Source organism: Roseibium denhamense (assembly GCF_009711415.1).
In the GTDB taxonomy this organism is placed as follows: domain Bacteria; phylum Pseudomonadota; class Alphaproteobacteria; order Rhizobiales; family Stappiaceae; genus Roseibium; species Roseibium denhamense.
Map to the genome: position 1 here is coordinate 55,274 of NZ_SMLZ01000116.1, position 23,036 is coordinate 78,309.

At 55.7% G+C, this 23,036-nt stretch carries 21 protein-coding genes and 1 tRNA gene; 17 read left to right on the forward strand and 5 right to left on the reverse strand.

Translation table 11 applies throughout. The annotated features are described in order from the left end of the window. Nucleotides 1–78: 78 nt before the first annotated feature. From E1180_RS20205 to E1180_RS20215, 3 genes are read left to right on the forward strand one after another with little or no spacing between them, the layout of a single operon-like run. Complete coding sequence (locus E1180_RS20205; RefSeq protein WP_155194221.1) at nt 79–387, forward strand: YrhK family protein; 309 nt, start codon at nt 79–81, stop codon at nt 385–387. After that, complete coding sequence (locus E1180_RS20210) at nt 387–1,871, forward strand: cobyric acid synthase (RefSeq protein ID WP_155194880.1); 1,485 nt, start codon at nt 387–389, stop codon at nt 1,869–1,871. The genes E1180_RS20205 and E1180_RS20210 overlap by 1 nt, the downstream gene beginning before the upstream one ends. Before the next feature lie 40 nt (nt 1,872–1,911). Beyond that, a complete protein-coding gene (locus tag E1180_RS20215) occupies nt 1,912–2,904 on the forward strand; it encodes a DMT family transporter (protein ID WP_155194223.1) in 993 nt (330 codons plus the stop codon). A 24-nt stretch (nt 2,905–2,928) separates the two neighbouring features. On the opposite strand, the gene E1180_RS20220 is transcribed toward E1180_RS20215, so the two are convergent. Genes E1180_RS20220 through cobD form a run of 3 tightly spaced genes read right to left on the reverse strand, consistent with a single transcriptional unit; the run spans nt 2,929 to nt 5,545 of the window. Further along, nucleotides 2,929–3,543 (reverse strand): DUF938 domain-containing protein, encoded by a 615-nt coding sequence (locus E1180_RS20220; RefSeq protein WP_155194225.1) that lies wholly within the window; start codon nt 3,541–3,543, stop codon nt 2,929–2,931. 10 nt (nt 3,544–3,553) lie between these two features. Further along, nucleotides 3,554–4,534: an adenosylcobinamide-phosphate synthase CbiB gene (gene cbiB / locus E1180_RS20225; RefSeq protein WP_155194227.1), complete on the reverse strand. Its 981-nt coding sequence runs from the start codon at nt 4,532–4,534 to the stop codon at nt 3,554–3,556. A gap of 9 nt (nt 4,535–4,543) precedes the next feature. Then, nucleotides 4,544–5,545 carry a threonine-phosphate decarboxylase CobD gene (cobD, locus tag E1180_RS20230; RefSeq protein ID WP_155194230.1) on the reverse strand — a complete coding sequence of 334 codons (1,002 nt, stop codon included), beginning with the start codon at nt 5,543–5,545 and terminating at the stop codon, nt 4,544–4,546. Between the two features lie 546 nt (nt 5,546–6,091). Between cobD and E1180_RS20235 the strand changes: the two genes are divergently transcribed. The 4 genes from E1180_RS20235 to E1180_RS20250 all read left to right on the forward strand — a co-directional run bounded on the left by E1180_RS20235 (nt 6,092) and on the right by E1180_RS20250 (nt 10,570). Then, nucleotides 6,092–7,225, forward strand: coding sequence for a two-component system sensor histidine kinase NtrB (locus E1180_RS20235; RefSeq protein ID WP_196220660.1), 1,134 nt, complete (start codon nt 6,092–6,094; stop codon nt 7,223–7,225). 34 nt (nt 7,226–7,259) lie between these two features. Beyond that, complete coding sequence (locus tag E1180_RS20240) at nt 7,260–7,628, forward strand: response regulator transcription factor (protein WP_155194234.1); 369 nt, start codon at nt 7,260–7,262, stop codon at nt 7,626–7,628. Nucleotides 7,629–7,661: 33 nt separating this feature from the next. Continuing rightward, a complete protein-coding gene (locus E1180_RS20245; RefSeq protein ID WP_155194236.1) occupies nt 7,662–9,989 on the forward strand; it encodes a methyl-accepting chemotaxis protein in 2,328 nt (775 codons plus the stop codon). A 347-nt stretch (nt 9,990–10,336) separates the two neighbouring features. Further along, nucleotides 10,337–10,570, forward strand: coding sequence for a hypothetical protein (locus tag E1180_RS20250; protein WP_155194238.1), 234 nt, complete (start codon nt 10,337–10,339; stop codon nt 10,568–10,570). A gap of 215 nt (nt 10,571–10,785) precedes the next feature. On the opposite strand, the gene E1180_RS20255 is transcribed toward E1180_RS20250, so the two are convergent. Further along, a tRNA-Ser gene (locus tag E1180_RS20255) sits at nt 10,786–10,875 on the reverse strand. A gap of 699 nt (nt 10,876–11,574) precedes the next feature. Here E1180_RS20255 and E1180_RS20260 point away from each other — a divergent pair. The 10 genes from E1180_RS20260 (at nt 11,575) to E1180_RS20305 (ending at nt 22,041) form a co-directional block, all read left to right on the forward strand. Then, the gene (locus E1180_RS20260) at nt 11,575–12,699 is read left to right on the forward strand and encodes a septal ring lytic transglycosylase RlpA family protein (protein WP_425280940.1); all 1,125 of its coding nucleotides are present in this window, start codon (nt 11,575–11,577) and stop codon (nt 12,697–12,699) included. 80 nt (nt 12,700–12,779) lie between these two features. Then, complete coding sequence (locus E1180_RS20265) at nt 12,780–13,940, forward strand: D-alanyl-D-alanine carboxypeptidase family protein (RefSeq protein ID WP_208997272.1); 1,161 nt, start codon at nt 12,780–12,782, stop codon at nt 13,938–13,940. A gap of 146 nt (nt 13,941–14,086) precedes the next feature. Further along, nucleotides 14,087–14,770, forward strand: a complete 684-nt coding sequence (tmk, locus tag E1180_RS20270) for a dTMP kinase (RefSeq protein WP_155194241.1) — start codon at nt 14,087–14,089, stop codon at nt 14,768–14,770. Nucleotides 14,771–14,772: 2 nt separating this feature from the next. Next, nucleotides 14,773–15,834, forward strand: coding sequence for a DNA polymerase III subunit delta' (locus tag E1180_RS20275; protein WP_155194243.1), 1,062 nt, complete (start codon nt 14,773–14,775; stop codon nt 15,832–15,834). A gap of 69 nt (nt 15,835–15,903) precedes the next feature. After that, entirely contained in the window at nt 15,904–16,710 is an 807-nt protein-coding gene (locus E1180_RS20280) for a TatD family hydrolase (RefSeq protein ID WP_155194246.1), read from the forward strand. Next, nucleotides 16,707–17,540, forward strand: a complete 834-nt coding sequence (locus E1180_RS20285) for an MBL fold metallo-hydrolase (protein ID WP_155194248.1) — start codon at nt 16,707–16,709, stop codon at nt 17,538–17,540. The genes E1180_RS20280 and E1180_RS20285 overlap by 4 nt, the downstream gene beginning before the upstream one ends. Continuing rightward, nucleotides 17,533–18,072, forward strand: coding sequence for a regulatory protein RecX (locus E1180_RS20290; RefSeq protein ID WP_155194250.1), 540 nt, complete (start codon nt 17,533–17,535; stop codon nt 18,070–18,072). Before E1180_RS20285 ends, E1180_RS20290 begins: the two co-directional genes overlap by 8 nt. A 150-nt stretch (nt 18,073–18,222) precedes the next feature. After that, nucleotides 18,223–19,230 (forward strand): IS30 family transposase, encoded by a 1,008-nt coding sequence (locus tag E1180_RS20295; RefSeq protein ID WP_155194253.1) that lies wholly within the window; start codon nt 18,223–18,225, stop codon nt 19,228–19,230. A gap of 435 nt (nt 19,231–19,665) precedes the next feature. Further along, nucleotides 19,666–20,406, forward strand: a complete 741-nt coding sequence (locus E1180_RS20300; RefSeq protein WP_155194256.1) for a hypothetical protein — start codon at nt 19,666–19,668, stop codon at nt 20,404–20,406. 567 nt (nt 20,407–20,973) lie between these two features. Then, nucleotides 20,974–22,041, forward strand: coding sequence for a DUF2235 domain-containing protein (locus E1180_RS20305; RefSeq protein ID WP_196220661.1), 1,068 nt, complete (start codon nt 20,974–20,976; stop codon nt 22,039–22,041). Nucleotides 22,042–22,203: 162 nt separating this feature from the next. On the opposite strand, the gene E1180_RS20310 is transcribed toward E1180_RS20305, so the two are convergent. Then, nucleotides 22,204–22,875 carry a TetR/AcrR family transcriptional regulator gene (locus tag E1180_RS20310; RefSeq protein ID WP_155194261.1) on the reverse strand — a complete coding sequence of 224 codons (672 nt, stop codon included), beginning with the start codon at nt 22,873–22,875 and terminating at the stop codon, nt 22,204–22,206. Nucleotides 22,876–23,036 lie beyond the last annotated feature (161 nt).

A 23,036-nucleotide genomic window follows, 5' to 3' on the forward strand; every position in this document is an offset into this window, starting at 1 on the left:
CGCAACCCGCCAGCTTTAGTCAGCTTGAGCTGAAATCCGGTGCATTCCCCGATTATCTAGTCCGCAAGGCAATACGACATGAGCAAACTGTTTGACCACAGCATCAGAACCGCCTCACCGGATCACGCCGAGGTCGTGCGCAAGTATGAGCTTTACCGGACCATCGTGGAGTTCCTGGCGGCGCTGCTGTTCGTCATTGGCAGCATCTTTTTCTTTTACGAAAGCCTGCTTTATGCCGGGACATGGCTGTTTCTGATCGGCTCGATCCTGTTCGGTGTCCGGCCGACCATCCGACTCCTTCTGGAGCTTAAGCTGGCAAATCTCCCGGTTCCCAAGGAGTTCAGGCCCTATGGGGCTCCGCCGGTCAGCAACGGTCCGGATGCATGATGCCTGACAAAAGGGGCAAGACACCTGCCGTCATGATCCAGGGGACCGGATCGAATGTGGGCAAGAGCCTGATTGTTGCAGGGCTTTGCCGGCTGTTCGCCAATCGTGGCCTCAACGTCCGTCCTTTCAAGCCGCAAAACATGTCCAACAACGCGGCCGTGACTTCCGATGGCGGCGAAATTGGCCGGGCGCAGGCCTTGCAAGCGATGGGCTGCCGGGTGCCGCTGACGGTCCATATGAACCCGGTGCTTTTAAAGCCGGAGACCGATACCGGTGCGCAAATAATTGTCCAGGGCAAACGTTTCGGCACCATGCGCGCGCGTGAATACGGAAAGCATAAAGCCGAATTGCTTCCGCGTGTTATAGAGAGTTTTTCAAAAATAGAATCAGAGGCGGATCTGGTTTTCGTGGAAGGGGCCGGCAGTCCGGCCGAGATCAATCTGCGGGCCGGTGACATTGCTAATATGGGCTTTGCCGAGGCGGCCGGTCTGCCCGTGATTTTGTGCGCGGATATTGATCGCGGCGGCGTCATTGCGTCGGTGGTGGGAACCCATTCGGTTCTGGAGCCTTGCGAACAAAAACGGGTGCGCGCCTTTTTCATCAACCGGTTCCGGGGTGATCCAAGCCTGTTTGATGACGGTATGCGGGAGATTGTACAGCGAACCGGTTGGCAGGGTCTGGGGGTTGTCCCCTGGTTTGCCGATGCCAGCAAATTGCCGGCAGAAGACGCGCTGGATCTTTCCAGTGGCGGGCAGGGGGGATCAGTGAAAGTTGTTGTGCCGGTGATGTCCCGGATCGCCAATTTCGATGATCTTGATCCTTTGCGCATGGAGCCGGGCGTCACCCTGGAGCTGGTCAATCCGGGCACGCCGCTGCCGGGCGATGCCGATCTCGTTCTGCTTCCCGGATCAAAATCCACCATTGGGGATCTGACCTTTTTCCGGGAGCAGGGATGGGAGGTCGACCTTCAGGCTCATGTGCGCCGCGGAGGGCATGTTCTGGGGATCTGCGGCGGATACCAGATGCTTGGCAAGACCATCTCGGATCCGGACGGGATCGAAGGAACGGCCGGGACCGTGAAAGGGCTCGGGTTTCTTGATGTCGATACCGTTCTGACGCCAGACAAGTCACTTGTAGAATCAACCGGAACGCAGGTGGCAAGCGGGGCCCGTGTTGCCGGATATGAAATCCATATCGGCCGGACATCTGGACCGGATTGCGGCCGGCCTTATCTGTCCATCCAGGCATCGGGCGGAGCCTTGAAACATGATGGCGCTCAATCGGGCGACGGCCGGATTGCAGGGACCTATCTCCATGGCCTGTTTACAGATGACGATTTCCGTAAAGCTTATCTGACCGGTTTCGGGGCAGTTTCCGATCTTGCTTACGCCCAGCGGATTGATGCGGTACTGGATGATCTTGCGGTGCATCTTGAAGACACTTTGGACATCGATGCCATTCTTGAGATCGCCGCTGCACGTTAAGTGGCTTTCTCGTCGGCCCTTTTCAGTGTAGGCCGGAGCCATGACGTCCCTTGCGCCTTCCGTTCCCTTGTCAAAACCCGCTGTCGGCATTGCCTTCATTCTTGCGGGTGTCACGGCCATTTCTGTCAATGATATGCTCATTAAGGAGCTGTCAGGTGGTTATCCGCTGCACCAGATGGTGTTCGTCCGTTCGGTCATAGGGCTGATGTTCACGCTCGTGTTTGTTCAACTTGAAGGCGGGTGGGCCATCTTGAAGACCAACCGGCCGGGTCTTCATGTCTTGCGTGGTCTGTTGATTGTGATCGCGAACATGAGCTTCTTCACGGCACTTGCCGTTGTGCCGCTGGCCGAGGCGACAGCGCTGTTTTTCGTTGCGCCGCTCATGATCACATTGCTGTCGATCCCGATCCTTGGCGAGAAAGTCGGACCTTTCCGTCTTGGTGCCGTCGGCATCGGGTTCCTTGGCGTTTTGCTGATGCTGAAACCATGGGAAAGTGATCTTGGAATTGAAGGCGGCCGCGTTGTCTTGCTGCTGCCGGTTATTGGCGCGGCCGCCTATTCCCTGACACAGGTCCTGACGCGCAAATTGGGCAGCACATCCAAGGCGTCTGCTCTTGCAACATATCTTCAAACAACCTTTCTGGTTGTTTCCGTTGGATTTTTCCTGGTCGCCGGGGACGGGCGCTACGCGGAAAATTTCGACAATCCGTCGATGGTGTTCCTGTTGCGCGAGTGGATCTGGCCGGTCGGCTCGGATCTGTTTCTGTTTCTTGGTCTCGGGCTCTGTGCCGGGGTCGTCGGATATGCCATGTCGCAAGCCTACCGGATTGCGGATGCCGCAACGATTGCGCCCTTTGAATATGTCGGCCTGCCGCTTGCGGTCTTCTGGGGCTGGCTGATGTTCGGTGAATTGCCGGGGCCTGTTGTATGGGCGGGAATCGGTTTGATTGTCGGTGGCGGTTGTGTGGTGTTCTTGCGCGAACATCAAAAGCAGAAAAAGCTGGCTCTGGCCGCAAAGATCGGCCGCCGCTGACGAAGGTTTTGAGGGCGAACCGCGTCAGCGGCTGCGCTCCCAAAGCACAAGCTGATTGTTTGCGGGCATGGGCTGATCGGACACAAAGCGAAACCCGGCCTGTCCGGCCATCGCATCAAGGGCCTCGAAATCGCGGATGCCACTGACCGGGTTCCAGCTCTTCAGCTGCAGGTCGAAAGCCGCGTTGCTTTCGGTCGTGAACGCACCGCCATATTTCAAGGGGCCATAGACGATCATAATGTCCCCTGGACGTGTGAGCGTTTCACCCGCCCGTTCGAAGAAGCCTGCCACATGATCAAGGGACATGATGTGCAGGGTGTTTGCGGTGAAAATCACATCGATATCGTCGTGAGCTTCGCCAGCGTTAAGTACCCACGGTCCCGCAGCCACGTCGAGGGCAAGCGCCGGCGGTGTATGCGCATTCCCCTCATCAGCCAGCCTTGCAGCGATACCCGGCAGATTTTCCGCAAGATCACTGCATTGCCAGCGGATATGCGGTAAGGCGCTTGTCACATGAACCGCATGTTGTGCGTTGCCGCTGCCGACCTCCAGCACATGCCTGCGGCCGGCCAGAAGCGGCGTCAGTTTTTCCAGGATCACATCCTTGTTGCGGTCGGCTGCGGCGGAAAACGGCAACATAGCATATCCTCTAGATGAAATTTGCGGCTAGGGCGCAGCCAAGAACAAGAACCGCCTGAAGGCAACAGGCGGAGACGAGGACCCGCAGGCTCGCGGCAATATCAGCGGCGGCCGCCTCTTTGCGCCCGGACTTGTTCAGATATAGGTCGTTCGCTGTATAACCGGTATAAATCCGCGGGCCGGCAAGAGCGATCCCAAGGGCTCCGGCCATGGCGGCCTCGGGCCATCCCGCATTTGGGGAGCGGTGAAGCTTGGCATCGGAGGCAATGCAGCTCAGGCTTTTCCGGGCCGTTCCGCCCACGCGCCAGGCCGACAGGGCAATAAAAAGCCCTGATAGACGGGAGGCGGGGAGATTGATCAGGTCATCAAACCGCGCGGACGCCCAGCCGAAGTCGGCGTATTTCTCGTTCTTGTGGCCGATCATGCTGTCGGCAGTGTTCACCGCCTTGTAGGCGATCAGGCCGGGCAAGCCCGCGACGGCAAACCAGAACACAGGGGCGACCACACCGTCTGAAAAATTTTCCGCGCATGATTCGATGGCCGCACGGGACACACCGGCTTCATCCAGTTGCTCGGGATCGCGCCCGACGATCATCGCAACCGCTTCGCGTCCTCCGGCAAGGCCATTGACCTCAAGACCGCGACGTACGGCATCCACATGCCGGTAAAGGCTGTTTTGCGCAATCAGGACGGCTGCGCAAATGATCACAAGCACGTCGCCGCCCGGTACACCGCCTGCAAGCGCATGAAGGGCAAAGCCGGCAGCCAGACTGGCACCCACCAGCAGGCTGAGTGTCAGGATACCGCCATATCTGCGGGCGGTGGCCGGCCAATCCGGCTTGTTCAGCTTGCCATCGAACCAGGAAATGGCTTTCCCGATCCAGACGACCGGGTGCGGCAAGCGCCGCCAGAGCCAATCAGGGTCTCCGACCAGGGCGTCCAGCGCGAGAGCGGCCAGTAACAGCCAGAGCGCATTTTCAAAAAACAGCATTCTTGCTGGTTAAAGTTCTTTTTGCGCCTCCGCAAGAGCATCCGACAGACGTTCGAAATTGGCTTTGCTGCCTGGAAGGCCCAACCGCAGCCAAGTGGGCGCATAATCAAAAATCCGGGTCCATATATGCCTGCGGGCTAGCGCTTCATGCAGGTGCACAGCTTTGCGGAGACCGGCCAGCGCATAGAGCGGCGTCCCGCCGAAGACGCTCAGGTGATGTTCATTCAAAAGGAGCGTGAGATCGGCCATTTCATCGGCCAGCTGCCGGTTCATCTTGGTTTGCCAATCCGCATCCCGGAGCGCTGCTGTTCCAAATTCAATGGCCGGTCCGCTCAAGCACCAGCTTTCCAGAAGTCCGGCGGTTTTCTGGATGAGCGCAGGCGGTCCGGCCAGAAAGCCAAGGCGCAACCCGGCCAGTCCAAAGAATTTTCCGAATGACCGCAAGACAAGAACATTTTGGTCCGTCACATGCGGCAGGATGCTGGCACCCGGCACTGTGTCCGCAAAAGCCTCGTCAAGCACGAGGCAGCCGCCGCGTCCCGTCAAGACGGTGGCCATCTCCAGAAGGCTTTTGACGTCCACAAGACGTCCATCCGGGTTGTTCGGGTTCACCAGCAAGACGATCTTGGCATCGGCCGGAAGTGCGTAGACGCTGGAGAGTTCTGTCGGCGTCCGTCCCGAGCGCGTCCAGACCTTCTTGTGGCTGCCATAAGTCGGGCTTGCCAGGGATACAGGACCTTCGGGCAGCGTTTCGGGAAGCAGGGACAAGAGCACCTGGGTGCCGGGACCTGCGACAATGCCGAAATGGTCCGGCACGCGGTAAGCCTTGCGCGCGGCCGCGATCAACCGGTCAAGGGCGGCCTGGCCCGGCAAGTCTGTCCAGGCGGATCTGCTTAGAGCGTTCGGGACCGGGTAGGTGTGCGGGTTAATGCCGGTTGACAGATCCAGCCAATCATCGAAAGTACCGCCATACTGGTCGATTGCCCGGGTCAGATCCCCGCCATGTTCCATCCGCTTCCCCATCCTGCCGCACTTGGTCGGTAACATCCCTAGAGCTTGCTATGTAGCTGAGTTGGCTGGCAAAAGTATACCCTGATTGCGACGGCCGCTTCCTTGTATGCGGCGGAATTCAAAAGAAGCCGCTGCGCCTGCAGCGGCTTTCCGATGTCTCGGTGACAAGGACCAGTTAAATCGTCCGCGTCAGCAAACGTCCGGAATGTTCGAGATTTGGTCAGGCAGTGGCGGGTTGGTAATTTCAAAACGCATCCACTCGTTGATATTGGCCTGTTAGAACACCTCTTTGATTTGAGTATGGTTGTCGAAATACTTCATAAAACTGGCGTCTTCGTAGGCCCGCGTCAGGCCCAGAAGCTGAATATCGCAACTCTCCTTTTCATTCTTGTTCAAAAACAAGAAGCTACACGCCAAGTTAAGCGAGCTACATTGGGAAAACGCTCAACGTTGTGCGCCAAGTCGTGCTGATGCTTCCATTCTTGCAGGTCTCTGAATACTTTGTCGCAATGAAAGTTGCTGGCAATGAAGCAAAGCGGGGCGCTTATGAAGAGCTGGAAAAATGACGGTTACGACGTACTCGAGGACATCGCCGGCCAGTCTCCGGAGCTCCTCAAGTCAATACTGGAAGGTTCGCCTGACACCATAAGCCTGTCCGATGCGTCGCGACCGGACTTGCCACTGGCTTATGTGAATCCATCCTTTGAAAAAACCACCGGCTATCAGCGCGCAGACGTGCTTGGCCGCAATTGCCGGTTTCTGCAAGGTGAGGAGACCAGTAGTGACGATGTAGCCCGAATTCGTCGGGCGATTGCTGACCGGCAACCCGTTGAAGTCACTCTCGTCAATTACCGCAAATCGGGAGAGCCGTTTTTGAATGCCTTACGGATTGGGCCGATATTTGACCGGTCAGGACAGCTCACCGCTTTTCTTGGCATACAACGGGACATTACCGAACAACGGCTCAGAGCCCAGCAGGACAATACCCGCAATCGCCTGGAAGCTCTGGGCACGGCTTCCGGAGCGCTTGCTCACCAGTTAAACAATCTGCTCCATCCTGTTGCCAGCCTCCTTTCTCTTCATCTTCCAGACATAACCGATGCCAACATGCGCAAGGATCTGGAAATCGCACTCTATAGCGCCAATCAGGCGGCAGAGCTCTCGCAATCTCTGCTCGGTCTTTCTCGTGGTCGTTTTGAGGGGGGAGATTCCGCCACTCAGTTGCCTGAAGGACTGCTCCGGATCATCGATTTGGCGCGCTTGATGGTTCCGGCCAGCATGGTGATTGAAACCAGCACTGGTAGTCTGTCACAGCATCTAAAAATACCAATAAATGAAACACTATTTGCGCAAGTAGTTATTAATCTCATTGTCAACGCCTCACAGGCATGTGAGCATTCAGGGCGGATACGCATAGATCTTACTGCGTCACAAACCCAACGAATCAAGATCTCAATTGCCGACGACGGTCCCGGCATTCCTGACGCAGATGTAAATAAGATATTCATGCCTTTTTACACAAAAAGAACAAGTAAAAAAGGATCTGGCCTTGGTCTTTCTGTTGTTAAGAGAATTATTAATGAATCTGGTGGATTAATTCAGGTTGGAAAAGGTCTTCCGCAACCTAAGGGACGTGGATTTGGTTGCGTTATTACCTTGGATATACCCTTTATTACTTAGGGTTGCGACAAACTTCTGCTGAGGAAACCCCAGGATGTGCCAGATTTTATTGATCGACGACATGCTGCCAGTCAGGCATTCAATCGCCGCGACCTTGCGGAAAGCCGGGCATGACGTGGTTGAGGCTGAGGACGGTAGCAAGGGATTGGAACTCGCCGCCAGGGATCGGTTTGACCTTGTCATTACTGATATCATGATGCCCGCTTCGGACGGAACGGACGTCGTGTTCACACTGAAGTCCCAAGTTGGTGGGCCAAAAGTGATTGCCATGTCCGGTGGCGGATCCGGTATTTCTGCCGATGAAGCGTTGCAGATGTCCGGAACACAGGCCGATGCGGTTCTGACGAAACCATTCACAAATGAGGTCCTGATCGAGACGGTACACAGCCTTACCGCACGCTGATTGTTTTTAACCACGCTTTTGGAGGGGAAAATCGTGGCTTGGTTTTATAACTTGCGCTTGACGCACAAACTTCTCTGCGCCTTTGGCGCACTACTGCTTGTCATGGTGGTGATCGGCGGCAAGTCGGCGCTGATGTTTCAGTCGCTCGATCAAGAATTTACCGAATTTTCCGAACACGGGAACGCACTGGTTGCAGCTGCAGATATCACCCAAGCCTTTGCCGAGATGGAAATCAAGGCGATTGAATTTGTCTCACATTCTACGCCGGAGAATGAAAAGGCTGCCAGTGCTGCGCACGAGAATGTTGCAAAACTGGTCGCTGATAAACTTGGCACGCTAAAAGACCCGTCGGAAATAGACCTTCTGAAAGACGCCCAGAAACATATCGAGGTTTACTGGGGCAATTTTGAAAAACTCGCGGAAGAGCGGCGCCAGCAAAGCGAAATCGTTGACAATCAGCTCCACACAACAGGTGATAAGCTTCAGGAAGAAATCATGGCTGTATTCGCGCAGAGACAAAACGCGGAGCTTGCTGATGGCAAGCCGAGTGAGACTCTCGCGCTTGTTACGGATGCCGTCATTCATCTTATTGTCGCAAGAGACCACGCTAACAGGTATATCCACTCGGGTGAGGAAGGGGAACTAGACTATGCTCTGTCCGAAATCGAGCGGGTCAAAAAAGACCTCACCAGCGGAGCGATGGCAGCTCTTGCGGCCGAGGAAGCTACGGTGGTCGAAGCTGCTGTTCGGCAGCTAGATACCTACGTAAGCGCTCTTATCAACTTCCGAACACTGTCTCAGGATATTAACAGCTTGTCCGCCGAAGTGTTGCAGGGTGAGGTAAAGATAATTTCCAGAGATCTTCAGAAGATAAGGGCAATAGCAAGCGAAGCTGAACACAAGATCGAGAAACTTGTTCACGCTCAGACTTCCAGCGCAATTCTGTTCTCTGTGATCGGGACGGCCGTTGGACTGTTCCTGGGATTGCTGGCCTCCTACCTCCTGGGCGGCCTGATCAGCCGGCCGATTGTACACCTGTCCCAGACCATGAAAGATCTGTCTGAGAACAAGCTCGACACAGATGTGCCGGCGCCACGCGGCCAGGATGAGGTCGCCGAAATGACCCGATCCGTTCTTGTTTTCCGCGATGGCCTCATCGAGCGGCAGGCCATGCGCGAGGCGCAGGAGAAGGCTCGCGAGCAGTCAGACCGGAGGCGGGACGAAGTCAACCAGATGGTGGGCATCTTCGGAAACACCATCCGTGGGATCTTCAACCGCATGTCTGACTCGTCAACCCAAATGTCGAACTCTGCCGAGGACCTCACTCTGAACGCGGACAACTCGACTTCGCAGGCGATGACTCTCGACAAAGATGCGACCGAAACGTCCGGTATGGTGACCACGGTTTCGTCTGCGGCCGAGGAACTTATTTCATCTATTCAGGAAATTCAGCGCAACGCGGACCATTCCGCCGAAATCGCGACAAGGGCATCCGGCAAGGCCGAGGAAACCCGTTCAAACTTCACGGAACTTGTTGCTGCTGCTGAACAAATTACCAGTGTCGTCGATTTGATCCGCGATATTGCGGACCAGACAAACCTGCTTGCGCTGAACGCGACCATAGAGGCGGCTCGTGCAGGAGAATCTGGCAAGGGCTTTGCCGTTGTTGCCTCAGAAGTAAAAGAACTTGCCGCCCAGACCGCGCGGGCCACCGGAGAAATCGGCAACCAGGTTGGTGCCGTTCAACGCACTGCACAAGGTGCCGAGCAACACATGGGCGAGATCTACGACACGGTTCGCGAGATCAGCGAAGTTGCCAACAGCATCGCCGCGTCGGTTTCACAACAACAGGCAGCGACCGCCGAAATTGCCGAAAGCATGGAGATAGTCTCGTCAAACGCTGCAAAGGTCAAAGACAGCGTCTCTGTCATGCGCGACAACGCAGAAAACTGCGCCTCTTCTTCTCAGCTAGTCAAAAGCGGTAGTTCGGTCGTATATGATGAGGCCGTTCTGCTTGGGAGCGAGGTCGAAACTTTCCTTGGCGCGATTGGCAACAGCTCGGATGACGAAACCTATCGGATCTATGACGTCGATTGGGCTTCCAGCGTGTTCTTGGATGGCAAATCTGTCCCCGTACGTTGCGTGAAGATATCTTCGGCCAACTGCATTCTGGATGTTGATCTCAATCGCCCGGCAGGCACGCCCGTGGAGTTCACAACGAAGTCGCTGAGGGAACCCATACAGGCACGTGTCTCTGTCAGCAACACATCCGGAACCACCTTGCAGTTTCCGCTTAAGCTCGACCATATTGCAGATGTTAGGTTCCAGCTGGAGCAGCTTAATCTGAAGGCTGCAGCTTAAATGTCCGTGTCGCAGAATGTGATCGCCGGAACACGGGGCGGTCACTTCTGCGAAAACGAGCAGTGTGATCTGCGGTCAATTGCAAGACTTCCTGAGATAGCTGCCTCATTGGGGCTGGGCGACAAAACAGCCCTTTGCCCGGTCCACTGAGCGTAGGGGTGATGTCCAGCTGGTGAACCGAGGTTGTCGCGCACGCAGACGGTTGCGGGGGCGCTTGCTTTCACTGGTCCTAATCATATCCCGGCAGAGTGCGCCGTTAGCAAATTCACAGCTCTGGGTTCCTTGACGAGCATGAAGCGCGAATATAGAACAAAATAAGAACATTGAGCCGAATGGAGAAGGCTACCATGAATAACGGCCGCCGCACCCGGCCTCCGCTGGACTTTGATCGTGGGGAGCTTCTGGCCGCTCTCGGGGCCGCCCGCGAAACCCTGATTTCTGCGCAACGGGGCATGCGCCCGAAGACCGGACTTTTCCGGGCCGCCGACGCGGTTATCGAGGAAATCGATGAATTCGCTTTGGTCCTGACGGGCGCGCGTGATCATTTCCACGTCAAAGCGCACGGATCTCAAAGGGACTGAGTTGACGTTCGGGCCATGGCTGGGATGCTCGATCACTTCCGGTGTGGATCTTATGCTGCCGCTGGTGATCGGCCTAACGTTGCAGCTTGTGAAGCGTCCCAGCACAATAAACCGTTTCGAGTGATCGTTTCCGATCAACCAGAAGACCGTCCAAACCTTGTGCTTTGGGGCGGCATTCGAAAATACGAAAATATATGGAAGGGCTGCTCATAAAATGGCGGAGGGGGTGGGATTCGAACCCACGGAACGCTTGCACGCTCGGCGGTTTTCAAGACCGCTGCAATCGACCACTCTGCCACCCCTCCAGGCAGCAGGCACCCGTTTCGTTTGTCTTGCGGCGAAAGTCAAGAGGCCTTTGCGGGCAAATTCATATGCGCTGCTGATTAGATGTGGATCAGAGCGCCGGAACCGGGCATGACCCGGTGCCGTGTCCACTGGGGAAGGGGCTGGTAAAAGGACAGCAGCACCGGGTCATTGCCTCTGGTAAAGCGGCCGCCGGTCCGGTGTCGTGGGCAGGGTTTTGGACCGGCGGCCTAAGCTGGAGGTGGGGTCCAGCATTGCTTGTGACAGGGCGGTCACCAGCAATAAGAACACCCTATGTGGATTTGACAGGGGGCAGTGTGACCTGCATCACATTCCAGCGCTATGTCGATTTCCGGCAAGGTGTGCCCTGCGGGGCACAGGTTGGACCGGAGTTTGTCTGTCTGAATTTAGATAAATAATACAATAATTTATGCCCTTGATCAGGTATGGGAACCGGCTGCTGCCGTGCTTGAGCACTGGAAACCTGATTTTAACGTCCGTCCATGGGTCGACGCACGGTTTACTTTGAAGTAAGACACTTGCGCTTTAAAGGGCAGTTGAGGGCGCGATGCGGGGGCTTTGCGTTCTTCGGGGACAGATCCAACCGGATCGACAGGCTGCCCAATGCTGATGCGAGTATTCGCTTCGGGCAATCCGCGTAAGCAGTGGGGCTGCTGGCGCGTAGTGAGTAGGATGGCGGAATGCGAGGCAACGGCGGACAGGCTTGCCATGTGGCAGGGCAGTCGGGCAGGGAAACAGGCGTTTTCTCCCGCAAGGATGACCGGACCGGGCGTCCGTTCTGGCGGCAAATCAGAACAGGCATGATTGCGATTGCGGCTGTTTCGGCCGTCGCGGCCTGTAGCGCAGCTCCAGAACAGCCGAAAGCAAAGTTCAGCCCAGAAAAATACGGCGTCAAGGCCAGCCCGCGCATGGTTGCATCCGGTAAGCCGGTTCCCAAGGGCGGTGGCCGCTATGTTGTCGGCAAGAAATACAAGATCGCCGGCAAGTGGTACTATCCGAAAGAAGACCCGAACTATAAATCCGCAGGGCTCGCGTCCTGGTACGGCCCGACTTTCCATGGCCGGAAAACGGCAAATGGCGAAATCTTCGACCGCAATGCGCTGACAGCGGCGCATACGACCATGCCGCTTCCGTCTTATGCACGCGTTACCAATGTGGAAAATGGCCGGTCCATGATCGTTCGGGTCAATGACCGCGGGCCATTCCATGGCAACCGTGTCATCGATTTGTCCGAGCGCGTTGCCTCCATGCTCGGCACCAAGTCTCAAGGCATTGGCAAGGTGAAGGTCGAATATGTCGGCCGGGCACCGCTCCACGGTCAGGATGAATCCTACCTTCTGGCATCCTATCAAGGCCCGGGCGCCGTTCAGCCGGGCGCAACCCGCCCTGGCACGCAGATCGCCCAGAACATTCAGCGCCTTGTGGTTGGGCCAACCTCCGCACCGCGGCCGCGCCCATACACTGCCCCTCAAACACTTGCAGCAGCTGGCAGCAATACCGGTGCGCTGACTGTGGCATTCGATCCGGCAATCGCGTTTGAAGCCGGTCAGCCGACGATCAAGGTTGCATCGAACAACGCCTTTGAACCGGTTCCAGCCGCCTATGCACCGCAGGCGCCTGCTTCGCCGCAGGCTGGGACACTCGGCGTCCTTCGGGTTCCAGCCCCCGGAACGGTCGTTCCTGGAAGCGCGGTCTCCTCTTTCGCCGCGAACAAGCGGATCGGCGGCGCCCACGAAGCGCTCGCGGATATGGCGGCGTCGGGTCTGTCCATGCGGCTTCTGACGGACAAAGCGGCGTCAAACTGACGCCGGTGGCAGAAGGTGCTGCCCGTTGACAGGGCCGGAGAAGTGCGGTCCGCTTGGATATGTCTCCAAAGGGTCCGTCCATGACACGCAGCTTGATGTGCATTTTTCTTCTCGCTCTGTGGTCATTCTTGATCATAGGGCACCAGGCCTCTGCCGCAGAGCTTGATACCAAGGCGCCGAAGGCGTTTTTGCTTGAGCCAAATTCCGGAACAATCTTGTTTTCCAAAGGCGCAAACGAGCCGTTTGCGCCAGGCTCCCTGGCCAAGGTGATGACCGCCGCCACGGTCTTCAAGGCACTTGAAGACGGGGAATTAAGGCCGGATCAGCTCTGCCGTGTGAGCGAACATGCCTGGCGGACGGGCGGCGCGCCGTCGCGCAGGTCCACCATGTTCGCGGCCATCAAATCCGAAATTCCTGTCATTGACCTGCTGCGCGGTCTTCTCATTCACAATGCGAATGATGCGGCCATTGTGCTGGCGGAATGCGTGGACGGGTCGGAAGAAGCGTTCGCGGCGCGGATGACCGGGCTTGCCGCCGAGATTGGCATGACCAGCAGCCGGTTTGCCAATCCGACAGGACATGAAAAGCAGAAAAGCCAGACAACGGTCCGCGATCAGGTGCTGCTTGGGCAGTACATCTTGGCCAGCTATCCGCAAAGGTACCGTTTGTTTTCAGAGCCCGAGTTCACTTGGAACGGCATTTTTCAGCGCAACAAGAATCCCTTGCTTGGAGAGATTCGGGGTCTCGACGGACTTGGCGGGGGTGCCGACCCGGACGATGGATATTCGGGTCTTGGATCGGTCTCGCGCGATGGAACCCGCGTTATTGCTGCCGTTGCGGGGCTTAATTCGGACAATCACCGGCTTGAAACGCTGAAAAACGTACTTGATGGCGCTTGGGAATATTACTCCGTTCAAACGATCTTCGAATCCGGTGAAGAGGTGGCCGAGGCCTCCGTATTTGGCGGCGAAACGGGGTCGGTCGCATTGGTTGCACCGGCGGATATAGATGTCTTTTTGTCGAGGGGCAGCAAACTTGATTACAGGCTCCGCGTTGTCTACCAGGGACCGGTTCCGGCTCCGGTCGAAAAAGGCCGGCAAATCGGAGAGCTGCAGGTTTATGGCAAGGACGGGCTGATTTTTCAGACGCCGCTTGTTGCCGGGGCGGATGTTGGCGTTTCGAGCATGACGGGCCGTGCCATGGATGGATTGTTTGAGCTCATGTTTGGCTGGCTTGGCTAGGACATCTTTTCCCGATCTGATTGATCGCCCGGCGTTTCAATCTGGCTGGGAGATGCTCTAGAAATCTGGTTCGCCTGCGTGATAAACAACGGGCGCAGAACTGCTGGCGGAACCAGCGGCGTTTTGATTCAAGGGCCGAGCAAGCATTGCCAGGACATTTCATAACTTTTGAAGGCGGTGAGGGTGCTGGAAAGTCCACCCAAATCAGACGTCTCAAGGCGTTTCTGGAAGCGCATGGGCAGACTGTGACCGTGAGCCGCGAGCCGGGCGGTTCGCCGGGAGCTGAGAAAATCCGGGATATGCTTTTGTCCGGCGGTGCGAAGGATTTGGGGCCGCGCGGCGAGGCGATGCTGTTTGCGGCCGCACGGGCTGATCACGTCGATAATACAATCAATCCAGCTCTGGAGCGGGGCGAATGGGTCCTTTGCGACCGGTATGCGGACTCAACCCGCGTCTACCAGGGTGAGGCAGGTGTCGATCCGGCCTATCTCGATCTCCTTGAAGTCGCGGCAACGGCAGGCAGAAGACCCGAGCTGACAATCCTCATTGATGTGCCGCCGGAAATCGGCCTGAAAAGAGTTGCGGCGAGGTCAAAGGCTGATGGTGCGGGCGGTCCGGACCGGTTCGAGGACGAGGCGCTTGCGGTTCATGAAAACAGACGGCGATTGTTTCTCGACCTTGCAGTTAAGGAAGCCTACCGGTTTGAAGTGATTGACGGCACCGGGGATCAGGATGCAGTCACGTCAGCTATCGAGACGGCGGTTCGTGAGCGGTTTAGCGATGCCTTTCCGGACGCCAGCCGGGTATCCGCACTCGAAGAGATGAGCTGACCATGGCCCGCCGCAACGAGCCGGTTGATGTGCCGGAAGTAGACGCACTGCCAGGTCTTCCGCTGCCGCACGAGCAAGATCAGGTCATTGGGCACGCGCGCGCCGAGGCGGTGCTGTTGAATGCGTACCGGTCGGAGCGGTTGCATCATGCCTGGATCCTGGGCGGGCCGAAGGGGATCGGCAAGGCAACGCTTGCGTTCCGCTTCGCAAAGTTCGTCATTTCCCATCCGGACCGGTTTTCCGGCGATGTTCTGGCCGCGCAGAGCCTGGATGTTCCGGGTGATCATCCCGTCGCCCGGCAGGTCCGCGCCGGAGGCCATCCCAATATCCTGCATTTACGCCGTCCTTGGGATGAAAAGAACAAGCGGTTCAAGGCCGATCTGCCGGTGGACGAAGTGCGGCGGACCGTTTCGTTTTTCGGAACCACAGCTTCTGCCGGGGCCTGGCGGGTGTGCATTGTGGATGCCGCGGACGACATGAATGCAAGTTCGGCCAACGCATTGCTGAAAATCCTGGAAGAGCCGCCGGAAAGATGCATCTTCCTGGTTCTCAGTCATGCGCCGGGGCGGCTATTACCGACGATCCGGTCAAGGTGCCGCTGCCTGGATATGGACGCCTTGACGGCTGAAGATATCAAAAATGGCATCCGGCAGTTGGCTCCTCAGGCTCCGGAGGATGAACGCGCCTTGCAGCAAATTTCTGCCGCGGCAGATGGCAGCCTGCGTTCTGCATTCATGCTGCTTGCCGGAGACGGCTTGACAATTGCCTCAGGTGTTCAGGCTCTGGCCGATGCGGGGCCGGCCGCAGATCTTGGCAAGGTTCATGCGCTGGCCGATCTTGTTGCGGCCCGGGGCCAGACAGATAATTGGGAGAGTTTCCAGCATCTGGTGGCAAACTGGCTGCATGTGAAGATGCGCGGACATGTTGGCGCGGGCATATCCGAGTCTTACCGCTATGTTCGCATATGGGATGACATGCGGACGCTCTTTGCCGAAACGGATGCGCTTAATCTTGACCGCAAACAAGCGGTCCTGGATTTCTTTTTGAAGTTGCGCCAAACCTGACAGTGCGATTGCGCGTAAAAAGACGCGGATGTCAGGCCAAAGACGCCAAGGTGATAAACAAGGACCAAAATGCTCGTAGACAGCCATTGCCATCTCGATTTTCCGGACTTTGATGGAGAGCGCCCGGATCTGATTGCGCGGGCCAAGGACGCCGGCGTAGACCTGATGGTCACGATCTGCACGCATATCCGCAAATTTCCGCAGGTTCTTGCAATTGCAGAAGAATTTCCGAACGTTTTTTGTTCCGTTGGTACCCATCCGCACAATGCCGGTGCTGAACGCGGGATACCGGCCGAAGAGATTATTGCGCTGAGCCAGCATCCGAAGGTGGTTGCAATTGGTGAGGCGGGGCTCGACTACTTTTACGATAAGGCCCCCAGAGACGCGCAGGCCGAGGGCTTGCGGATCCATATCGAAGCCGCACGTCAGACCGGGCTTCCACTTGTCATTCATGCGCGCGATGCCGATGCGGATATGGCCGCAATCCTTGAGGACGAAATGGGGAAGGGGGCGTTCCCGGCCCTGTTGCATTGCTTCTCGTCCGGCCGTGATCTTGCAATGAAAGGTGTCGAGCTGGGCCTTTATGTTTCCTTTTCCGGTATTTTGACGTTCAAGCGCTCCGACGACCTGCGTGCAATTGCAAAGGAAATCCCGGCCGACCGCCTGCTTGTCGAGACGGATGCGCCATACTTGGCACCGCAGCCGCGGCGGGGCAAACGCAATGAGCCGGCCTATACGGCCATGACAGCTGCGGTCCTTGCCGAAACAAGAGGTGTGTCCGAGGCGGAAATGGCACGGCAGACGACGGAAAACTTCTTTCGTTTGTTCCAAAAAGTGCCGCGCAGTCTTGCCAAAACCGGTTCGGCGGCTGCATGAGCCTCAAGTTTACGATCCTGGGCTGCGGGTCTTCCGGCGGCGTTCCGCGCATCGGCAATGATTGGGGCCAGTGCGATCCGGCCAACCCGAAAAACCGGCGCCTGCGGTGTTCACTGCTTGTGGAAAAGTTTGGGGAAAACGGGTGCACAACGGTGTTGATTGACACCGGTCCGGACGTTCGCCAGCAGCTTTTGGATGCAGATGTGCAGCATGTCGATGGCGTGGTTTACACCCACGCGCATGCCGATCATCTGCACGGTATCGACGATCTGCGTGTTTTCATGATCCGCAGCAAAAAACGCGTTCCGGTCTATATGAATGACGCGACGCTTGAGCGGGCAATGGCAGCTTTCGGCTATTGTTTTGAGACGCCGCAAGGCTCCAGCTATCCGCCAATCCTGGATCATCATGGCATAGTGTCCAACACGCCCATCCGGATTTCAGGTGCCGGCGGTGTGGTCAGCCTGGAACCGATAGAGGTTGTTCATGGTGATATCCTGGCGCTCGGGTTTCGGATCGATGGGATCGCCTATATCCCGGATGTGTCTGATATTCCAAATGAAAGCCTTTCACGCTTGGAAGGACTAGACGTGCTGATCCTTGATTGCCTGCGGCGGAATCCCCATCCAAGCCATTTTTGTCTGGCGGACGCGCTGGCCTGGACACAGCGGATCGCGCCCAAACGGGCCATTTTCACCAACTTGCATAACGATCTCGATTACCAAACGCTCCTGGCTGAACTGCCGGACCGTATTAAGCCGGCTTATGATGGCATGACCGTCCAGTTGGATGCACTGGAGGCGGTGGTGAGTGCTCAGATGCATGTCTGAAAAGCGGCGTCCCAAAATCCCGAGCCAGGACCGGCTTGAGCGCCAAGCGGTCTATTATCTCGAACGTTACGCATCTTCTGCGGACAACTTGCGCAAGGTCCTGGAGCGCAAGGTCTATAAGGCCTGCATGGCCCATGATCTTGCTCCTGAAAGCTATGCCGAAGCGATTGATGCCGTGGTCGATAAGGCTGTCCAGACAGGCCTTGTGAATGACCGGGCTTACGCGGAAACCAAAATCGCAAGCCTGCGGCGGCGCGGCAAATCGGCATTGCGGATCGTGGCATTTTTAAAGTCCAAAGGGATCGACGGTGCCCTGATCGATGAGCTGCTTGAAACCTCTGAAGATACGGATGGTGCGGCTGCCTGGGCCTACGCCAAACGGCGTCGGCTGGGTCCATACCGGCGCGCGGAGCACCGGGCCGACCGGCGCACGAAGGATCTGGCCGCACTGGTTCGCGCCGGATTTTCCTACGGCCTTGCGCAGACGATCATTGATGCGGATGCAGATGAAACAGACGGCGCGCCGGATTGAGCCTCCAGCAACGGGCTGAATTCCGCCAGAAAATATAGCACAATAAATATTCCATAATATTGATTATGCGAATTATGTATGTAGCCGGGGCACATTCTATCCTGAAATGCAACAAAATCAGTATGATGCGTGCTTTTGGGAGAAAGAGATATGGGCCTGCGATTTGGTCATTTAAGTTTTGAAGAGCGTAAAACGATATCTCGGATGCGGGACCAGAAGTTCAGCCAGTCTGATATCGCCCGTCACCTGGGTCGTGACCGTTCCACGATCTCCCGCGAGATCAGACGCAACTACTGGCATGATAATGAGTTCCGTGATGCAGACGGATATTGGCCTATGACGGCGAACGACATCGCACGGGACCGACGCCGCCGTAGTGGCAAGCTGTATCGATTTGAAGCGTTGCGACGCGATGTCATTCAACGACTTAAGAATGGATGGACACCTGAACAGATTGCGGGTCGCATGAAGATAGGGCCACACATGAAAGCGACGGTCTGTCACGAGACCATCTACCAATATGTTTACTCCCCTGAAGGCCGCGAAGAACAACTTGCTCGTTTTCTGCCGGAGCGCCGTAAGAAGCGCCGCCCCCGTTTTGCTCGGAAACCGCAAAATCCGGTATTTCCAGAAGAACGACGGATCAGACACAGGCCCAAAAAAGTACAAGAACGCAAGGAGTTCGGTCACTGGGAGTGCGACTTGATGATCTTTGAGCGCGCGCAGGGCCAAGCCAATGTGGCCACGTTGATTGAACGGAAGAGCCGATTTGTCGTTTTATTCAAAAACAACGACCGTCAGTCCAAACCAATTATGGACCGGCTTATCAAGGAAATGAGCCCGTTGCCCTGCTATGCGCGGCAAAGCCTGACGTTTGATCGTGGATTTGAGTTTGTCTCTTGGCGGCAGTTGAAACTAGGACTGGGAATAGATGCCTGGTTTTGCGACCCCTCCGCGCCTTATCAAAAGGGTAGTGTTGAGAACATGAACAAACGCGTTCGACGTTACCTACCAAGGGACACAACCGTTTTGAGTGTTTCTGAACCCGCGATCCGCCTTCTCATAGACCGCCTTAACGACACGCCACGAAAGTGCCTGGGTTACCGAACGCCCCGAGAAGTATTTCGTGAGGAGATATTCAACGGCCCGCTGCATTAATGCCGAGCTACTAATGAGTATTCATGCGGCTCAATAGGTTCCATCATCTCGCAAACCATCCGACCCCACTCAGCCTTAGCAACCCTGACCAGCACACCTGAGTGGGGTCTAACCTCCCTGCTCCGAACACATCCGGGTGGTGTTGCATTTAGACTTGAAACTCCACGGGTGCGCGCTATTTCCAAGTGCGGCTTCTGTTTGAAACCAATAGGCTATCAGGCAGGCTTCGAACTGTTTGCTCTTCCATCGGCATTTCGGTCTTTCAGCGATGCCACCCGCAACTCCGATTTCTAGAGTGTCCTTTCAACAGCCAAACCTCAAAGCGTGGCGAACGCGAAACACTTTGTGAAACACCAATAAATTGCTAGTCTTGCGCTAAGTAAAATCAATACAGAATAGCAAGTCTGGCAAAAACACTTATAAGGCGAAAAATTTGTGAGATTTGACGATGCGCTGCGAGGTGTGAAAAGACTTGTCGTCTTTAGCACTCTGTTATTCTGGATCCTCGCCCACCCTTTTTCCGTCTATGCCGGGGAGCAAGACAATCCGGCTTGCCCGTTTGCCCCAGATATTGAAAGCAAGATTGCTGGTATAGGTCCAATGAAGTTCAAATATTGCGAAGGCTTCGGTCGCAATTCGTATTATCGCGAAGTCTTAAGCGAAGAAAGTGAACTCTACTTAAGCAGCATCGAGACAATCGAAGAGGAAATCGAAAAAAGAACCGGAAAACTCTTTCGCATCCTTTATATCTACAATGAGAAGTCGAACAAGAACCTTGATAACACCAGACGTCAGATGAGGGTGATACTTTCCCTTGACCCTGACACCGACCCCGACATGACGGTTTTAAAAGATGCATCAATGCGCAGCGCGGTCGTCCGCGTTTCAAACCGGCCGAAGAGGTACACGCATTATTACTATTTTCAAGAGGACGGCGATCTTGCGACGGCGGACACCATAGTAAGTTGCAATATGTTGAGCGATGAGCCTTTGTTGCCAACCAGTCAATTTAAACGCCGGGGCAACGGCGAACCCGTGTATCGTCACTGTTACTTCAGAATTCGTTACCAGGACACAGTCATGATCGATGCGGACTTTTATGACGTGATGTGGAATGAGTTGGCGGATATCAGAGACAGCTTGACCGACACGCTCGACCAGCTTGTTGTAAGGTAAGTCATACCGAGTATGAAGGCATTCGTGCAGCACTGCTGAAGATGAACTACAGCATCCTGACGCTGTCAAAAGCAACCGTTGGAGGTCGCGCTGATTTAAGGCTTGTGCCTATCAACTAAGCGTGTCTTTGTGAGCTTTGGTTTCCCTGTCAAATCGATACCGCCTTCTCCCCGTAAGACTTGCCGGCCCTTCGATATGGTGGGGCTGCGGGTGGTCAACCCGGCTCCCGCCCTGCCCGGTTCACGTCCCTGCTTGTGACCGTACTGCCTCGCAAAAATCGCGACCATTCTCGCTAGTGACAACAATGTATGTAGGCGGGCCGCTATCCGTGACCCCCAAGGCTGAATTTGCGTCGTCATCGTCTCAAGAACCCAATTAACGCGATGTTGGAGGCATTCGCCATATCGTGAGGTCTTTTTGGATGCGGAAGGTTCGAACCTTCACATTTTCAAATCCGTTGCACTCATCCTGCATTTTGGCTCCGTAGAAATTGCATGCATTCCATTATACGTCCATTTGGTGTATAATCGAGTTGTTTTAATAATGCTTTTTTTTCGGAGTTTCGTCATGGCTGGAAAGAAACTTGTCATATTGTGCGACGGTACTTGGCAGACCGAAGACCAAGAATACCCGACAAATGTCGCTCATTTTTATCGAGCACTTTACAAACGCGATGAACATAGCGATCTGCAACTTGCTCACTACGATGAAGGCGTTGGCACGTCCGGCTTCATAGACCGATTGTTGGGGGGAGCTTTTGGGGTTGGTCTTTCCAAAAACGTTAAGGATGCCTACCGGTTCCTGATAGAGCACTATAATCCAGGCGACAAAATCTACCTTCTTGGTTTCAGCCGAGGTGCTTTCACTGCACGTAGCATTGGCGGTTTAATAGGTGCCGTGGGCATCATTGATCGCGCCAAAGTGGACAAAGGCAGCAGTCTTTTGCGGCATTTGGGCGTGGTGGAATCGTATGACGAAGTTATTGATGAAGCCTACGAATACTATCGTACCCGTCCTGGGGATCGGCCTCCTATCGCAGAGACGAACCTTGCAGAGTGTGTGCACCCAAACATAGAGATCGAGTTCGTTGGTGTTTGGGACACTGTTGGTTCGTTGGGCATTCCAATCTTGGATGAAGCAGCTCTCATCAATCGAAAGTTCCAGTTTCATGACGTTGAGCTAGGCCGCAACGTAAAACACGCCTACCATGCGGTAGCGATTGACGAACAAAGGGGCGCCTTTTCGCCAACTCTTTGGAAGAAGGGAATTAACAGCCCGGCCGGTCAGACAATTGAACAGGTGTGGTTCGCAGGTGCCCATGGCGGTGTCGGTGGTGGTAAAAAAGTAGACGGGCTTTCCAACATTACGTTCCATTGGATGTGCTCGAAGGCCGTCAAACATGGCATTGCACTCGAGTGGGACTACGTTGGTCATCAGGATCGCAAACCGAACCTGATGGATCCGGTGGAAAATGACTTAAAAGGTGTTTATCGGCGACTCCCGCTCTTTAAAAGGACTGTGTTGGCAGACGGTTATGTTGGCCAAAGCGTTCATCCGACTGTGGATGAAAAGTTAGAAAAAGATCCGGGATATCGGCCTGACAATTATCGCGGAGTTCGCAAAGCCGCTGAATAGTTTGGGTCGTTGTCCGGCTCCCGGGTGAGGTGCACCCTGGCCTTATCAGTCTGTTGCAAGTGTCTTCCCGACAGAACCGAAATGGCTTTGACAGACCGCTCCAACCAAGCGCTTCGGCCATTTCTGCCCTTCCCCACAAGGAATTTGGCGGTGTCGTTCCTGTCAGGCAGACGGATTGGCACCGCCGCATACGCTTGAGAAACCAGCTTCACAAAAATCCAGCAGCGTTCCGGATAAATCGGCCGCATCGTCGCTTTGCGCAACCGCACCGATCCGCCAGCTGCTGGCTGTCAATGCGAGCATGCCGGACACCATGAACACAAAGGCGGAACTTACCTGAAGGCGTGTGGCTTCCGGCATCAGTTCTGAAAGCTCGTCCACGAAAACGGCTGCCGTGGGATCGAAACAATCTGCCGCAATCTCCCGCCAGCGTTCGTCGGCCGACACCAGCGCGATCAGCCTGCCATAGGCCCTCCATGGCGCCTCATCCTTGAGTGTGCGGTCCAAAAACGGCTCCACAAAACAGGCAAGTACAGCGCGCACCGTCAGTCCCTCGCCCGCGGATTTCAGGCTCTCAAGTGCGGTCAGGCGCAGGTCTGAAAGCGGTTTCGCACGCCGGGAGATAACCTGATGAAACAAGTCCTCCTTGGGGCCGCCATGGTGGTGCACCAATGCCACCTGAACCCCGGCCAGTTTTGCAATATCGCGAACCGATGTGCCGTCAAACCCGCGTCGGGCAAAGAGCGTCTCTGCTGCATCCAGGATCCGCGCCTTGGTTTCAAGGGACTTTTTGCTCGGCGCCCGGCGCCGGATTGCAACTTCTGCTTTTGCCATTGACAAACCGCTTGCTTAGTCTGAACAATTGTTCAATATAAGAATACCACCTGCGTGGTTGGGAGGAAACATGCAAAGCGATAAAAGCGCGTCACCTTGTGCTCGCGCAAGGGAATGTTTTGCCTTGATAGGTGCCGGGCCCATGGGGCTGGCAATGGCGA

Coding starts and splice junctions, on each gene's coding strand:
- E1180_RS20205 (WP_155194221.1), top strand. CDS start 79: ATGAGCAAACTGTTTGACCACAGCATCAGAACCGCCTCACCGGATCAC.
- E1180_RS20210 (WP_155194880.1), top strand. CDS start 387: ATGCCTGACAAAAGGGGCAAGACACCTGCCGTCATGATCCAGGGGACC.
- E1180_RS20215 (WP_155194223.1), top strand. CDS start 1,912: ATGACGTCCCTTGCGCCTTCCGTTCCCTTGTCAAAACCCGCTGTCGGC.
- E1180_RS20220 (WP_155194225.1), bottom strand. CDS start 3,543: ATGTTGCCGTTTTCCGCCGCAGCCGACCGCAACAAGGATGTGATCCTG.
- cbiB (WP_155194227.1), bottom strand. CDS start 4,534: ATGCTGTTTTTTGAAAATGCGCTCTGGCTGTTACTGGCCGCTCTCGCG.
- cobD (WP_155194230.1), bottom strand. CDS start 5,545: ATGGAACATGGCGGGGATCTGACCCGGGCAATCGACCAGTATGGCGGT.
- E1180_RS20235 (WP_196220660.1), top strand. CDS start 6,092: ATGAAGAGCTGGAAAAATGACGGTTACGACGTACTCGAGGACATCGCC.
- E1180_RS20240 (WP_155194234.1), top strand. CDS start 7,260: ATGTGCCAGATTTTATTGATCGACGACATGCTGCCAGTCAGGCATTCA.
- E1180_RS20250 (WP_155194238.1), top strand. CDS start 10,337: ATGAATAACGGCCGCCGCACCCGGCCTCCGCTGGACTTTGATCGTGGG.
- E1180_RS20260 (WP_425280940.1), top strand. CDS start 11,575: ATGCGAGGCAACGGCGGACAGGCTTGCCATGTGGCAGGGCAGTCGGGC.
- E1180_RS20265 (WP_208997272.1), top strand. CDS start 12,780: ATGACACGCAGCTTGATGTGCATTTTTCTTCTCGCTCTGTGGTCATTC.
- E1180_RS20275 (WP_155194243.1), top strand. CDS start 14,773: ATGGCCCGCCGCAACGAGCCGGTTGATGTGCCGGAAGTAGACGCACTG.
- E1180_RS20280 (WP_155194246.1), top strand. CDS start 15,904: ATGCTCGTAGACAGCCATTGCCATCTCGATTTTCCGGACTTTGATGGA.
- E1180_RS20285 (WP_155194248.1), top strand. CDS start 16,707: ATGAGCCTCAAGTTTACGATCCTGGGCTGCGGGTCTTCCGGCGGCGTT.
- E1180_RS20290 (WP_155194250.1), top strand. CDS start 17,533: ATGTCTGAAAAGCGGCGTCCCAAAATCCCGAGCCAGGACCGGCTTGAG.
- E1180_RS20295 (WP_155194253.1), top strand. CDS start 18,223: ATGGGCCTGCGATTTGGTCATTTAAGTTTTGAAGAGCGTAAAACGATA.
- E1180_RS20305 (WP_196220661.1), top strand. CDS start 20,974: ATGGCTGGAAAGAAACTTGTCATATTGTGCGACGGTACTTGGCAGACC.
- E1180_RS20310 (WP_155194261.1), bottom strand. CDS start 22,875: ATGGCAAAAGCAGAAGTTGCAATCCGGCGCCGGGCGCCGAGCAAAAAG.